Here is a 16,068-nt window from a genome sequence, read left to right on the forward strand (position 1 = left end):
ATTGATATCCACTTGCTTTCCAGCCACTATATGATTTAATCATTTTTACATAAAAAATAACCTCATTATATTTTTGACTCGCGCCATTTTTATAATGAGGTAAATTCATTCATATTACTTGTTATAACCTTTATTTAAAGCATAAGTTATTGATCACTTTTTCTAATATCTGTTAATAATTGCTCAAACTCACTTGGCAATTCCGCAGTTTTCTCAATGTATTCACCTGTAACTGGATGTTCAAAACCAATAACACCTGCATGAAGTGCTTGACCTCCAATGTCTAATGTTTTCTTCGGTCCATATTTAGGGTCACCAACTAATGGGAAACCAATATATTTCATATGAACACGAATTTGGTGTGTTCTACCCGTTTCTAGCTGACATTCAACTAACGTATAATGTTTAAAGTGTTCTAAAACATTGAAATGTGTTACTGCTTCTTTACCGTCATCTACGACATCCATTGATTGTCGATCATTTTTGTTTCTACCAATTGGAGCATCAATCGTACCATAATCATGCGGAATATTTCCATGTACCAATGCAACATATTTACGATTTACAGATTTATCCACCAATTGTTCTACCAATCCACGGTGTGCAATATCATTTTTGGCAACCATCAATAAACCTGATGTATCTTTATCAATTCGGTGTACAATCCCTGGTCGAATCTCACCGTTAATACCTGATAAATCTTTCATTTGATACATTAAACCATTAACCAATGTACCACTGTAATGTCCTGCTGATGGATGTACTATCATGCCCTTAGGTTTATAAACAACTGCGACATCATCATCTTCATAATAAATATCTAAGTTTAAATTTTCTGGTTTGATATCAGTTTCTACGACTTCTTTTTCTGTTACATTTATTTGGTCATTTAATTTTACTTTATAATTTGATTTTACTACTTTACCATTGACTGTGACTAACGATAATTTTATCCAGTCTTGAATTTGAGTTCTCGACCACTCTGAATTTAATTCAGGTAATACTTTGTCTATACGCTGACCTGACAAGTCTGCTTGTTCTATTACAAACTCATGATTACTCATAATTGCAACCTCCTACACTTCTTTTTTCATATCTGTTAATAATGCGACAATAATTAGCAATACACCTATCGTCAAGCTAGCATCTGCAACATTAAATATTGGGAAATTATATCCAAAAATATATGTATCGACAAAGTCTACGACTTCACCATGTAACACACGGTCGATGAAATTACCTAATGCACCGGCAAATAATAAACTAATTGCCACTTGCATCAATAAATTGTGCTTTGCTTCTTTAATATAAAATACTATAAGTACGATAAGGATAATAATAGTAATAATATAGAAGAAACTCATCTTACCACTTAAAATACCCCACGCAGCTCCGTTATTTCTATGTGACGTAATATTTAAAAAGTTAGGAATCACTTCGAAAGAATCTCCAACTTTCATTGAACTCGCTATTATAAATTTAGTGATTTGATCTAAGATTAAAATAACAATCGTAATGAATATAGAAATACCTAAATAGTACTGACGTTTCATGCCTGTACCTCCTATTCTACTATCTGACGCTTTTACAACATCTTTCATTATAGCTTAATCAAACTTATAAAAAAAGTTACAGTTTATATCTATCACATTTATTTTTAGATATGCTTAAAATTTGTCTTTTTTGCAATAATATTTCACTATCTTTCAAACCGCTTACTTAGTTTACATAATATAATTATTTTAAATATACTTTCGTAGTTAACAATACATTGATTCACTTTGCTTTATTTTCTTTAGGATGGATGATGTAATATTTTTTTAATGCTTGTGGACTTATATCTCGCGTCGTAATTTCGAATGGATGATAAAAGTTCATTTCTTTCACTTTGATAGTGCCGTCATCAAAGACACGTTCAATATATGCCACATGTCCATATTTACCTTTAGTAGATTGTAATATACTGCCCACTTTGGGATGATGATTTACAGTATAACCATCCTGTTGCGCTTTTACTTTCCAATATTTAGCATCTCCCCAGGACCTACCAATTTTATTACCCGCATCTCTCACTCTATCAAAAACGTAATTCGTACATTGTCCTTTTACATAATTATTGTGTTTCATCGGATTCGTCGACCATAGTGTATTTTCTGGTTCTGTCATATCTCTATTATCTATACCGTCATAAGTTGCAATTCCTGTAATTATTAAGCCTAAAGTGACTAATGTAGTAATCCTTTTCTTCATGTTTTGACACTACCTTTAACTATAATAATATGCTACATCTATTGCTTGTTACACTTAGTCTTACTATGATCTTTGTTTTATTGAATCAGCTTATTTTCTATACCCTTTTTAATAAATATAATAATGTTAAAAATTTAATTTACCTGAAGTTGTGTATAGTAATTAACTGATATTGTTAGCTCATTTTCTTAAGCGACAGCCTCTGCCTGTAATCTTCGACTCCTTATGCTTCCTCAGAAGTCTCATCTTATTACTTTCTATAAAATAATATTTAATTTACAATATTCGCTATTTTGGACGATACCATTTGATTTTTTAAAATTAAAACAATAATAGTTATTACTTTATGTCTTGGATTTCACCATAAAAATCACATCACATTAAAAATGGCTACGCTCATATCATAAATATAAGGTAGCCATAAACTTAGTGTTTTTTTTTGAGTCTATTTTACAGAGCGAAGTTCATTGCAGAATAGCGCTCTTATTTTAAGAATTGGAAATTATAATCCTAATGCTGCAAAATCTGGTAATCTTGTTAAAATTTTTGTCTTAATTTCACTTAAACTAGTGTCTTAACGACAGATTGACAACGTGGACATAGATGATCTAACTCGCCAACAGATCCAAGTTCATCGCTATAATTCCAGCAACGTTCACATTTTTCTCCATGTGCATGTTCAATTTTGATGTCACCATAATTATAGGTTTCACCGCTATCAACTTTATCAACAACTTCAGCTTGTGAAGTGATAAACAATTGTTGTAAATCAGTAAATTGTTGTAAGAATGACGTAGCATCAAAGTGTTCGTTACTACTAATAATTACTTTTGCCTCAAGTGATTTACCGATTACCTTTTCATTACGTGCAACTTCTAAAGCACGGTTAACGTCATCACGCAATTTCATAAATGTATTCCATTTTTCTACAAATGCACTATCAATTTCAACGCGTTCAGGCATACGTGTTAAATGTACACTTTCTTCTTCAACATGAGGTATATGCGACCAAACTTCTTCTGCTGTATGTGCTAAAATTGGAGCTAATAATTTCGTCATATCGACAACAATTTGATATAGCACTGTTTGCATACTACGGCGTTTTAATGAATCTTGTTCTTCGATATACAAGATATCTTTACCATAATCTAAGTAGAAATTACTTAGTTCTACATTAATGAAGTTTTGTAATTCTTGATAAATATCTAAATAGTCAAAGTTATCATAATGATCTAATGTACTTGTTGTAAATTCATGTAATCGATTTAATACATATTTATCAACATCTAATAATTGATCTTCAGCAACTGCGTTTGTATTTGGATTATAGTCATTTAAGTTACCTAACATAAATCTTAATGTATTTCTAATTTTACGATATACATCAGACGTTTGCTTTAAGATTTCTTCAGAAATACGTACGTCAGCTAAATAGTCCACACTACTTACCCATAAACGTGCAATGTCAGCACCTTTTTGTTTCACGATTTGATCTGGCACAATTGTATTACCTAATGATTTACTCATTTTTTTACCTTCGCCATCCATAACAAATCCGTGAGATAATAACATTTTATATGGAGATTGTCCTCTTGTAGCTACTGATGTCGTAATTGAAGAGTTAAACCAACCTCGATATTGGTCACTACCTTCAAGGTATAAGTCTGCAGGATACGATAATTCTGGTCGTTCTTCTAACACACCTCTATGAGATGAACCAGAATCAAACCAAACATCCATAATATCTGTTTCTTTTGTAAATTCACCATTCGGACTACCTGGATGTGTAAAGCCTTCAGGTAATAATGCTTTAGCATCTCTTTCAAACCAAATGTTAGAACCATGTTCTTGGAATAAATCTGCTACATGATTAACTGTTTCTTTCGTCATGATGATGTCACCATTTTCAGCATAAAATACTGGTAGTGGTACACCCCAAACACGTTGACGTGAAATAACCCATTCACCACGGTCACGAATCATATTATAGATACGTGTTTTACCCCAATCAACTTTAAATGTAGTGTCTGTAATCGCATCTAAGATATCTTGACGGACTTTATCAATAGATGCAAACCACTGCGGCGTAGCTCTAAAGATAACAGGTTTCTTTGTACGCCAATCATGAGGGTAACTATGTGTAATAAATTCTAGTTTTAATAATGCGCCTTTTTCTGTTAATAAATCAGTAATTTCTTTATTTGCTTTATCATAAAACAGTCCTGCAAACTGGCCAGCTTCTTCTGTAAAGACACCTTTATCATCTACTGGACTAATAACTGGTAAATTGTATTTTTGACCAACGATATAGTCATCTTCCCCGTGTCCAGGTGCTGTATGAACGCAACCTGTACCTGCATCTGTAGTAACGTGTAAACCGTTAATTACTAATGATGTACGATCAACAAATGGATGCTGTGCTTCAACATATTCTAATTCTTTACCTGTAAATGTTTTATCTAATTTAACATCGTTATCATCCCAACCTAAAGTTTCAGCAACACTTTGAGCTAGATCCTTACCGATGATAAATTTCTCACCATTTACTTCATATTGGCCATAAGTCAAATCAGGGTGTACTGTAATAGCTACATTTGAAGGTAATGTCCAAGGTGTAGTTGTCCAGATAATAAACTTAGCATCTTCATCCACTATGCCTTTACCATCTTTAACATCAAATGCTACAAAGATTGAAGCAGAACGCTTGTCATGATACTCAATTTCAGCTTCAGCTAGTGATGACTCACTTGAAGGTGACCAATAAACTGGCTTTTTCCCTTTATAGATTAAACCTTTATCTGCCATTTCACCGAATAAACGAATTTGAGCAGCTTCATATTCTGGTTCTAACGTAATATATGGATTGTTGAAATCACCCTTGATACCTAAACGTTTAAAGTCATTTTTCTGACCTTCGATTTGTTTTAATGCAAATGCTTCACATTTTTCTCTGAATTCTGCAACAGATAATTCTTTTCGTTTAACACCCTTTTTAGTTAACGCTTGTTCAATTGGTAAACCGTGCGTATCCCAACCTGGTACATATGGTGCATAAAAGCCTTGCATTGATTTATATCGCGTAATAATATCTTTCAAAATTTTGTTTAATGCATGTCCCATGTGTAAATTACCATTAGCATATGGTGGACCATCATGAAGAATATAAGATGGGTTTCCTTTATTTTGGTCTAATACTTTTTGATAAATATTTTTTGCTTCCCATTCTTCTTGAATTTTCGGCTCTTTATTTGGCAATCCCCCACGCATTGGGAAAGCTGTCTTTGGCATTAATAATGTTTCTTTATAATCCATTTTCTACACTCCTTAATACATTTTTCCTCTATTGTGTTTCAATTTAATAACAATAAAAAGAACTCTAAGTTCAATTAACAGGGACGATATAAACCGCGTTACCACCCTATTTAACTCAACTTAGAGTTCTCTCATTGTGCTGTATTGAACTATGGATAACAGTGATATAAGTAATATACATATAAAAGGCTCTCACTATCCCTTTCTCGCTTTGATATGCTGTATTATTACTTACGTGTCTGTTATTTCTTATCTGTACTTTCACTCGTAGCATCAGCTGATTGATTATCCGCTTCTGCTTTAGCTTTTAAAGCTTTCTCTTCTTCTGTTAATTCATTGTCATTTAAATGATTGACATTTTCTTCTGTAACTTGTTCAGCATCTAAGTCATAATTGAGTAAATAATCCCAATCTTCATTTTTTAATAGGTCTAACTGTGCTTCAACAAGCATACGGAATCTAGAACGGAAAATCTTAGATTGACGTTTCATATCTTCAGTTTGGAATGACAAACGACGCGCTTTTTCAACACCGTCATTTACAATTCGATCTGCTTCTGCTTTGGCCTTTGCAATTGTTGCCTCTGCCTCTTTATTTGCTGCAGCTTTTGTCTCTTCACCAGCCTGCTTAGCTTGAATTAAAGCATCGCTAACAGATTGATGAACATCTTTATAAGACTGAATATTCGTCTCTTTATCTTCTATAACTTTTTCTAATTGTTTTTTATCTTCTTTTAATCTTTCGATTTCATTACTTAATTGTTGTAAATAACTCTCTACTTCAGTAGGCTCAAAACCATTTTTGGCTTGAGTAAAAGTTTTATTTTTAATTTCACTAGGTGTAAAAGGCATACATTATCCTCCCTTAATCATACACTATTTTATCATTTCAATAAATACGAGAAATAGTATTCTTTGCAGTTTATTTTATATACTATACTGTAAATGTCGTACAAAAATCAACAATTATTTATTCATAACATATCGTCAACGACAAGTTAAGTATAACATTATTTGAATAAAGTTTCGTATGAAATTCTAACTTTATCCTTTTTCGTAGTACCACCAATGTCAGTAACTTTGGCACGACCAAACCCTTGGATAGATAATAGATCCCCACTTGCTAACTGAAAATCAGCTGCATCGATAATCGTATGATTCACTTTAACGCGCTTCTTATCTATTAATTGTTTGGCAATTGTTCTTGATTTACGAATCATTTCTTTCAATACAACATCAAGTCTTAATGCACTTACGGTTGTATTGAATGACTTCCATTCCTCTTTTGATTGTATCATATCTGATAACGGAATAGAATTAAGTTTAACTGTAGCACCTTTGATGCGATTTAATTCAAGTAACATGTAAGATTCTAATTGTTTTGTCAATGTAAACTGTATTTCTCCATCTATGACGATGTCACCTAACTGCTCTCTTTCAATACCTAATGACATAATTGTACCAAGTATATGTTGATGTTGTAATGTAACGAATTTTTCTGGATAATCAACTGCCATTAGTACAATTTCAAAGTCTGAATCCTCAGGTTCAAAATAAGTAGGCGCTATAATCGCTCGTTTGCGTTCCGCATGTTTACCTCCATACAAATGCACTGTTAATTCTTCGAAACTCGCTACTATTACCTCTAAAATATATTGTTCTCTTGGGTCTAAGAAATTCGTTAGTATTGGTGCATATTGCTCATTAGCTCGTTTACATTTATCCATTAAGTTATCAATAAGTTGTTGTTCTTCTTTTCTAAAATGTTGATAAATATCGATTGCATATCACTCCAAACACAATATAAAAGCACCTATCGTCATACAATGATAACGGGAGGTGCTTAATTATCGATTCATTTTACACTTAAATTCAATTTATAGTTTAGTTTGCCTTACGCAAGATGCATAATTATCATATTAAAAATACTCACTAAACCTCTTTGGAACAACACGAGAACAATAATTGCAACGATGGATGATATATCAATCATGCCTATCGGAGGAATAATCTTCCTAAATGGCTCTAAAAATGGCTCATATATTTTTTGTAAAAATTGTCCGAATTTATTTTCTCGTGCATTCGGTATCCATGACATAAAGAAATAAACAATCATGCCATAATAATAAATTTGAACTAAGAATAATATAAATTTAAATACAGTTGCAAGTAAACCTACATCCATTTATTCTTACCTCTATTCACCTTGATATTCCATGTTATCAATTTGGTCAGTTATATTGCCTGCTACTTCAACATTGTCTGGTGTACATAAAAAGATATCAGTCCCAACACGTTGAATGTCGCCACCAATTGCATAAACAGTACCGCTTAAGAAATCTATGATTCTCTTTGCAGAAACTTTATCAATGCGTTGCAAGTTTACCAAAGTAGCTCGACGATTTTTTAGTTCATCTGCAATATCTTGTGTATCTGAGAATACGCGTGGCTCAAATAAACACATTTTAGAACTTTCTTGTGCAAAGCCGAATTGATCTTGTTCTTGATTATTCATATTCACAACGTTCCTAGTATTATTATTTGATGTATTGCTAGCCATTTGATACTTCCTTTCCCCTGTAGATTGTTGTAATCTAGATGATTGTTTCTTAGGTACGGATTGTATCGCTCTTTGACGTTCATTACTCTCATTATTTGATTGTTCGTTAAAATTATTTTGAGACTGTGCTTGTTGCTTTTGATGTTGTCTATTGTCTTCTTCAGGTGGTGCTTCTAATTGGTCATCCTCTTCTTCAACCACGAAAAATCCGCTAAATAAATCTTTTAAAGCCACGGGGCTCACTCCTCTTTTCCTACAAGTTTAGTCCCAATTCTCACAAATGAGGCACCTGCTTCAGTGGCCAAATGGAAATCATTACTCATTCCCATCGACAATTCAGTACACGGTGCATAATTTAAATTGAGCGCTTTAATTTCATCTCTCTTTATTCTTAATGATTGAAACAAGTCTTTGATATACGACTCATCATCTGTTAACGGAGCCATCGTCATTAGACCGACTACTTCTATATTATCAAATTGTGCTAATTCTTCAATAAAAGTATCTAATTCATCTAATGCCACACCTTGTTTAGATGCTTCGCCTGAAACATTTACTTGTACAAAGCATTTGATTGTGTGTGTCGCTCTCTTATCAATTTCCTTTGCCAATTTAAGACGATCTAACGCATGAAAATAATCCACATCATTGATAACTTCTTTAACCTTTCTAGTTTGAAGCGCACCAATAAAGTGCATTGTCACGTCATTTGGTAAAGCTTGTTGCTTTTGTTGAAAACCCTCTACTCGGTTCTCACCAAAGTGTCTAATTCCTGCACGATATGCATCATTAGCTCGGTCTATTGTAACATACTTTGTAACGGCAATCACGTTTGGCAATGTTGAAATATTACCCTTGTCCGCTGACTGTCGTAGTTGTTGCTCGATGTCATTTAGATTTTCACTTACATTCACTGTATACACCTCTTTATTTTTGACCAATAAATGCTAACATTCTACCAGTTTGACCCTTTTCTACTCTATACGAAAAGAATAAATCCAAATCTTCGGAAGTTGCATAATTAGTAATATAAATATTTTCTTTCGGAACGCCACTATGTTGTAATAACAATGCATTAGCAACCTTTAAATCAATACCATGTCTATCTGACGCTCTCGTTTCTATATACTTTGTACTATCAATTGGCAATGCAGCAAACTTTGCTTTGATATCATCATTAATTTCATATGACATAGATGTAGCTGGTCCTATAACAACCTGTAAATCGTTTAAATTAAAGTCAATTTTATTTATCATTTCAACCACAATTTGCCCAACCGTACCACGCCAACCTGCATGTGCTAAACCTATAAAATGATGCTTTTCACTATAAAAGTATATTGGTACACAATCAGCATAACACATTGTTAATAATACATTAGATTCATAGCTGTACATGCCATCAACCCCATGTAAATCATCAGTTAGTGTATCGATATTCATGCCTTGATGCTCTTCTGTAATTTCTACGACTTTATTTTCATGTGTTTGTATCGGAAACACCCAATGCGCTCTATCAAACTTTATTAATTCAGCTAGTTTTTGTTGATGTTTAGTTATATTTTGTGGATTATCATCAATATATCGCGCCATGTTAAATGCGTGATTTGGATAATCACTAAATCCATTCTTTCGCGTTGTGATACCTAATGTAACATTTTGTAATGGGTCATCTCTATATTCTAAAATATGACTATTTTCCACAAATTTTTCTGGCATTATAAACCCTCCGCTAATTGTTCTTCAAAATAAATGTTATTCGATTATCCGTTTCCATCTTGATTGACTGTTACTACTTCTAATTTGAATATTGAATAGCCATAAAATAACTTCTAGAATTAAAAATCTAAAAAAGTCATCAGATCTGAGACCTGATGACATAGATACTGTTATTATTACTAACTTCAGCTTAAGTATATTTTGTTTAAGACGTACTATCCGACAAATTAACGTCTAGTTCTTCTTGAACGTCTTTCTTCTCTATTTCTGATGAAGCTTGGAATGTCATCTTCATTTGTTGTATGACTTCTGCTTTCAGTATTGCTTTCTACTGAGTGTGATGAGCTAGCAGCACTTGAACTAATTGTAGTTTCATTAGATGCTACGCTACCACTTGTTGCACTGCTACCAAAACCAGTATTTGAAGCTTTACGACCTTGAGAAGATGGTTTATCTTCAAATCCAGTAGCAATTACTGTAACTACAATCTCATCTTGTAATTCAGGATTGATTACTGTACCGAAAATCATGTTTACATCTTCATCTGCAGCGTCTTGTACAATATCAGCAGCTTCTTGTGCTTCGAATAATGATAATGACTCTCCACCAGTGATGTTCATTAACACACCTTGTGCACCTACGATTGATGTTTCTAATAATGGTGAAGAAATTGCTTTCTTAGCTGCTTCTACCGCGCGGTTTTCGCCAGAAGAAACACCAATACCCATCAATGCAGAACCTTGGTTAGACATGATTGTTTTCACGTCTGCAAAGTCAAGGTTAACTTCACCTGAAACAGCGATTAAATCAGAAATACCTTGCACACCTTGACGTAAAACATTATCTGCTTCTTTAAATGCTTCCATCATAGGCGTTGATTTGTCAACGATGTCTAATAAACGATCGTTAGGGATAACAATTAGTGTATCAACTGCAGCTTTCATTGATTCTACGCCTGCAGCTGCTTGAGTTTGACGTTTACGACCTTCAAAGCCGAATGGACGAGTAACAACACCAACTGTTAACGCTCCCATTTCTTTTGCGATTTTAGCTACGACTGGTGCAGCACCTGTACCAGTTCCGCCACCCATACCTGCAGTTACGAATACCATATCTGCACCTTGGATAGCATCTTCAATTTGTTCACGTGATTCTTCTGCAGCTTTTTTACCAATTTCTGGGTTAGCACCTGCACCTAAACCACGAGTTAATTTTTCCCCAATTTGGATTTTAGACTCAGCTTTAGATAAGTTTAAAGCTTGCCCGTCCGTATTGATTGAAATAAACTCAACATTGTTCATACCATGGTCAATCATTCGGTTTACAGCGTTGTTTCCGCCGCCCCCTACACCGATGACTTTTAACGTCGCTAAATGATTAAATCCTTGTTCAAATTCTAACATTTATATTTCCTCCTAGTTTTAATGGCCAATCAATCGAATAGAGATTTCATCAGTTTTTTAAATTTACTTTCATCCTTTTGTTCGTTGTGTTGAGACTTATGTTCAACGTCGCTATCAGCGTTTACTTCTTCGTCATATGTCTCTGTCACTTGTGAATCTTCTGAAGATGAATCTGACGCTGGTGCTTCATCTTGCTTATTCGATTTTTTCTTAAACCAATCAAATCCGCTTGTTTTTGTATTATTCGTCGTCTCATCAGATTCGATAACTTCTTCTTCGAATTCTTCACTGTCATGATTACTTATTGTAACATAATCTAGCAATTCGTCGAAAGTAATGCTACTAGAAATTGTTGAAATTGCTGAAGAGAATTCAGGTTTTCTTATACCCATTTGTGACGGTGTATGAATTCTTACTTTTTCGCTAACCATATCTTGTAATAATTCTTTAACACCTAATAAGTTTGCTGAACCTCCAGTTACTACAAATCCACCATTAACTTTTGTTAATTGTAACTCTTGTAATACATCGAACACTTCAAAGAAGATATCTTCTACACGTGCTTCAATAATATCAGCTAAGTCCTTTTGAGTGAATTGTGCATCCTCTTCATTGTCTACTTGATCCACAGTGAATACATCTTGATCAGATGCTGAATCAAAGAAAGCGTGCCCATATTGGTGTTTAACCTTTTCAGCTGTTTCATACGAAGTGTTTAATCCTTCAGCTATGTCTTCTGTAATGTCACGACCTGCCATTTCAATTGCATCCGCATCAACAAGTTCACCACGTTCATAGAAAGCAAGTTGAGTTAAATCTTCGCCGATGTCAATCACACAAGCACCAAGTTCTTTCTCTGTAGCAGATAAAACTGAGTTGTAGTTGTACGCATCAGAATATACATCTAATACATCTACACCACAAGATTCTACACATTTAATCATATTGATTAAGATTGATTTTTGAATCGCAATGACACCTGCATTTACTTTCAAGCTATGTCTCGCAATTAATTCCTTTGGATCAGAAACTTCATTGTCGCCATCAACTAGAAACTTAATCGGAAATGCATTAATTATTTCTGTTTCCGGTACGTTATTTTTTTCTCTGATACCTTCTAGTACATGTTCAATATGTGTACCATTTAATTCAGTATCTTCATAAAATTCTATTTCATTAGATTCATCAAACACTTCAGTGCCGACAATTGGAAGTTTAAGGAACACTTCTTTAATGTCTACACCTGAAGCAATAGAAGCTTTTTTAATTGTATCTTTGACTGCTTGTTTCGCAATATCGAAATCATCGATTTGACCATTTTTAATTCCACTCGTGTAGGTTTGTCCTGTACCTATCACATTAATTCCATTGTGAAATTTTTCGCCTACTATTGTTTTTACACTTGATGAACCGATATCTATACTTACATAATAATGCTCTTCCATAGATAGGCACCTCCTGACAATTACATAATCAAGTTCACACTATTAACAGTTTACAATACAGTTTCGCGGTTGTGAACTATAAACACATGTATTTGTCTAAATTTTTTAATTATTTTTGTCTTTTTTCTTATTTATCTTATTTAAAGCACTTTGCAGCTGATCTTTCGCTTTATCTTCTTGGTTATTTCCTTGTTCAACATTTTTATCCGTTTCTGATTTTTGATCAGAACCACTACTATATGGAATGAAGGAAGCACCAACAGATAAATCAATATAACCTGCTTTTTTCAAGTTTCCACTTTCGTCACGATCTAATGATTGTGACATTTGAGGATAATACTTCATTTTGCTACCAATTGTATTTAAGTTACCTACTACTTGAAGATTATCTGTAGTAAATAATTTCACTTGGTTTTGCATATTGGGTTGTGGATCATATTTAACTTCAGATATTAGTCCCCTAACTTTTGCTGGCATTTCAGCTAACTGTCGTATGATTTTGTCCTTTCGTTCTTTATCGAAACCATCAATAATCGGACCATCATCCAACACACTATCTTGGAAATTTTCCAATTCAGTGCCATCCTCCGTTATTGGAACATATTTATCTTTCTTTTTAATTAATGCCACAATTTGATCTTCTGTCACTTTAACCGTCATTTTATTAGGAAAATGCTTTGTTACTTTGACATCTTTAACTAATGTGTTTTCTTTTAATTTCTTTTCAGCTTTTGAAGTACTATAAGTATACATTCTTGAATCATCTTTAACATTTATTGCTTTACTGATATCACTCTTCGATACATTATTATTACCTTTTATCTCAACACTACTTATTTTACTCAAAGGTGTGAACATATAGATAAGTATCAATAAGATAAAAAACAACAATACACCGAATACTGAATATTGAATTTGTTTCTGCCTTTTACGCCTTAATTCTCGTTTTTGCTTCAAGTATTCAGAGTCAAATTCACGTACTTTATCGGCCATATTTTTTCACATCCTTTAGAAAGATGGCAAGTGCGCTTTGAATCTATTAATGAACTTTTCTCCACGCTCTTCAAAAGTATTGTATTGATCCCAACTTGCGCATGCAGGAGACAATAGCACTACATCATTCGGTTCAATAATTTCTTGTATTTTATCTACAGCATCTTCAACATCAACTGCCTTAATCACATACTTACCTTGACTCTCACCTAAATTAACAAATTTACTTTGCGTTTCACCAAACGTTACCATCACACGCACATTTTTCATATATGGTATGAGTTCATCGAAGTCATTACCACGATCTAACCCGCCACACAACCAAATAATAGGTTGTTCAAATGAATTTAGTGCAAATTGTGTAGCTAATGTATTTGTTGCTTTGGAATCATTGTAATATTTGTTCGTTTTATTAGTTCCTATATATTGTAATCGATGTTCTATACCTGAGAATGTGGTCAAACTCTCGATGATTGCTCGTACTGAAATTCCTGCTAATAAAGCTGCTAATACAGCAGCAAGAATATTCTCTAAGTTGTGTTCACCAGGTAACACTAAATCATCTTTATGTATGATTCTGAAACCTTTAAACACGATATACCCATCTTTAACGTATATACCATCTACTTCTTGTTGTGTTGAAAAATAATATGTTTTTGCTTTTAAAGTTTCTGACTCAATCAAATGCCTTTGATGATAGTTACAAATCAAATAATCATCTGCTGTTTGATTTTCATAAATTTTTTTCTTTGCATTTTGATAATTTTCTAATGTTTCATGATAATCGATATGTGCAGAGTAAATATTAGTAATAATTGCTATATGTGGCTTATATTGATCTATTCCAAGTAATTGGAATGATGATAATTCAGTAACAAGATAATCAGTTGATGTTACTTCCTGTGCAACCTTTGAAGCAACAAAACCGATATTACCTGATATTTTGCCTGTAACTCGACTTTTTTGAAACATATCACCAATAAGAGAGGTAACTGTTGTTTTACCATTTGTACCTGTTACGCCGATAATCGGCGCTTCAGATATTAAATAGCTTAGTTCAACTTCAGTTAATATCTTCAAACCTTTTTTAACAGCTGCATCAATAAGTGGTACGTGGTAAGGAATACCCGGATTCTTAATAACTACAGGATTATTATCCAATAATGACAGTGGATGTTCACCACCAATTACTGTAATACCCATATTTTCTAAATCTTTAGCATGTGAGTCATTACTTAAATCTTTTCCGTCATTGACGATTACATTGGCACCCAATTTATTTAATAATTTAGCTGCTTCATAGCCACTTTTGGCAAGTCCAACAACTAATACATCTCTATTTTCTAACCCTGTATAATTTAGCAATTTAATTCACTCCTATCCATAATCCAATAAGCCCTGAAATTAAACCTACTGTCCAAAACACTGTAACAACTTTTTTCTCGTTCCAACCTACCAATTCAAAGTGATGATGTAATGGTGACATCTTAAATATTCTTTTACCAGTTAATTTAAATGAAGTAACCTGAATCATTACAGATAACGTTTCTGCAACAAATACAAAACCTACGAATATTAATGATAATTCTTGATTTAACATAATTGAAATTGTGGCAAAGATACCACCTAATGCTAAACTTCCTGTGTCTCCCATAAATACTTTAGCAGGGTTTAAGTTAAAAGGTAAAAATCCTAATAATGCAAAAATCATAATCACACAGAATAAGCCGATTGATGTTGCACCTTGGAAGTATGCCATCAACGCGTACATTATAAATCCAATAATTGATAATCCTGTTGCTAAACCGTCTAAACCATCAGTTAGGTTTACAGCATTAGAAAAACCAACTTGCCAAAATACAATAAAAATGACATATGCAATTGAAAGTGGTACTTCAATACCGATAAACGGAATATGAATACCCGTTGAAAAATCAGTTAGGTTAAACACTTGACTTAATACAAAGAAAATTACAGCAATACCAATTTGTGCTAGGAATTTTTGTTTACTTGTCAAACCTTGGTTATTCTTTTTCACAACAATAATATAATCATCAATAAAACCAATTAACCCAAATCCTATTGTTACAAATAGCAATAGAATAATTGGATTTGAATTATCGATAAATATAATTGCAAGAATCGATGTAACTATGATACTGATTAAGAAAGTCAGTCCACCCATCGTCGGTGTACCTGTTTTTTTCATGTGGCTTTGTGGACCTTCTTCCCTTATGCTTTGTCCAAATTTCATTCTTTTTAAAGTTGGTATTAATACTGGGACTAAAATAAATGTGATTAAAAGTGCAATGATTGCGAGTAGATAAACCATATTATGCTCCTTTATATATTTAATTGGAATATGTTTTTGTATGTCGTCATGCAGG

The 16,068-nt window shown here is 33.2% G+C and carries 15 protein-coding genes; all 15 read right to left on the reverse strand.

Annotated elements, in window-relative coordinates:
- Window positions 1-146 precede the first annotated feature (146 nt).
- Window positions 147-1,064 carry an RluA family pseudouridine synthase gene (locus ACY191_RS10415; protein WP_463270024.1) on the reverse strand — a complete coding sequence of 306 codons (918 nt, stop codon included), beginning with the start codon at window positions 1,062-1,064 and terminating at the stop codon, window positions 147-149.
- Window positions 1,065-1,076: 12 nt separating this feature from the next.
- A complete protein-coding gene (lspA, locus tag ACY191_RS10420; protein ID WP_042738919.1) occupies window positions 1,077-1,553 on the reverse strand; it encodes a signal peptidase II in 477 nt (158 codons plus the stop codon).
- 223 nt (window positions 1,554-1,776) lie between these two features.
- Window positions 1,777-2,250: a CHAP domain-containing protein gene (locus ACY191_RS10425; protein ID WP_042738920.1), complete on the reverse strand. Its 474-nt coding sequence runs from the start codon at window positions 2,248-2,250 to the stop codon at window positions 1,777-1,779.
- 561 nt (window positions 2,251-2,811) lie between these two features.
- A complete protein-coding gene (ileS, locus tag ACY191_RS10430) occupies window positions 2,812-5,562 on the reverse strand; it encodes an isoleucine--tRNA ligase (protein ID WP_229367136.1) in 2,751 nt (916 codons plus the stop codon).
- Between the two features lie 242 nt (window positions 5,563-5,804).
- The gene (locus tag ACY191_RS10435) at window positions 5,805-6,413 is read right to left on the reverse strand and encodes a DivIVA domain-containing protein (protein WP_042738922.1); all 609 of its coding nucleotides are present in this window, start codon (window positions 6,411-6,413) and stop codon (window positions 5,805-5,807) included.
- Window positions 6,414-6,571: 158 nt separating this feature from the next.
- On the reverse strand, window positions 6,572-7,342 hold the full coding sequence (locus tag ACY191_RS10440; RefSeq protein WP_042738923.1) for a YlmH family RNA-binding protein: 771 nt from the start codon (window positions 7,340-7,342) through the stop codon (window positions 6,572-6,574).
- A gap of 113 nt (window positions 7,343-7,455) precedes the next feature.
- Window positions 7,456-7,746, reverse strand: a complete 291-nt coding sequence (locus tag ACY191_RS10445) for a YggT family protein (RefSeq protein ID WP_042738924.1) — start codon at window positions 7,744-7,746, stop codon at window positions 7,456-7,458.
- A gap of 12 nt (window positions 7,747-7,758) precedes the next feature.
- On the reverse strand, window positions 7,759-8,355 hold the full coding sequence (locus ACY191_RS10450) for a cell division protein SepF (protein WP_042738925.1): 597 nt from the start codon (window positions 8,353-8,355) through the stop codon (window positions 7,759-7,761).
- 5 nt (window positions 8,356-8,360) lie between these two features.
- On the reverse strand, window positions 8,361-9,035 hold the full coding sequence (locus ACY191_RS10455; RefSeq protein WP_042738926.1) for a YggS family pyridoxal phosphate-dependent enzyme: 675 nt from the start codon (window positions 9,033-9,035) through the stop codon (window positions 8,361-8,363).
- A gap of 13 nt (window positions 9,036-9,048) precedes the next feature.
- Window positions 9,049-9,840: a peptidoglycan editing factor PgeF gene (gene pgeF, locus ACY191_RS10460; RefSeq protein WP_229367135.1), complete on the reverse strand. Its 792-nt coding sequence runs from the start codon at window positions 9,838-9,840 to the stop codon at window positions 9,049-9,051.
- 227 nt (window positions 9,841-10,067) lie between these two features.
- Window positions 10,068-11,243, reverse strand: a complete 1,176-nt coding sequence (ftsZ, locus tag ACY191_RS10465) for a cell division protein FtsZ (protein ID WP_229367134.1) — start codon at window positions 11,241-11,243, stop codon at window positions 10,068-10,070.
- 29 nt (window positions 11,244-11,272) lie between these two features.
- A complete protein-coding gene (gene ftsA / locus ACY191_RS10470; protein WP_229367133.1) occupies window positions 11,273-12,688 on the reverse strand; it encodes a cell division protein FtsA in 1,416 nt (471 codons plus the stop codon).
- A 105-nt stretch (window positions 12,689-12,793) separates the two neighbouring features.
- Window positions 12,794-13,681, reverse strand: coding sequence for a cell division protein FtsQ/DivIB (locus tag ACY191_RS10475; RefSeq protein ID WP_232138707.1), 888 nt, complete (start codon window positions 13,679-13,681; stop codon window positions 12,794-12,796).
- 15 nt (window positions 13,682-13,696) lie between these two features.
- On the reverse strand, window positions 13,697-15,046 hold the full coding sequence (gene murD / locus ACY191_RS10480; protein ID WP_229367131.1) for a UDP-N-acetylmuramoyl-L-alanine--D-glutamate ligase: 1,350 nt from the start codon (window positions 15,044-15,046) through the stop codon (window positions 13,697-13,699).
- Between the two features lies 1 nt (window position 15,047).
- The gene (mraY, locus tag ACY191_RS10485) at window positions 15,048-16,013 is read right to left on the reverse strand and encodes a phospho-N-acetylmuramoyl-pentapeptide-transferase (RefSeq protein WP_042738931.1); all 966 of its coding nucleotides are present in this window, start codon (window positions 16,011-16,013) and stop codon (window positions 15,048-15,050) included.
- Window positions 16,014-16,068: the final 55 nt, after the last annotated feature.

Source organism: Staphylococcus sp. TCBT05 (assembly GCF_055179755.1).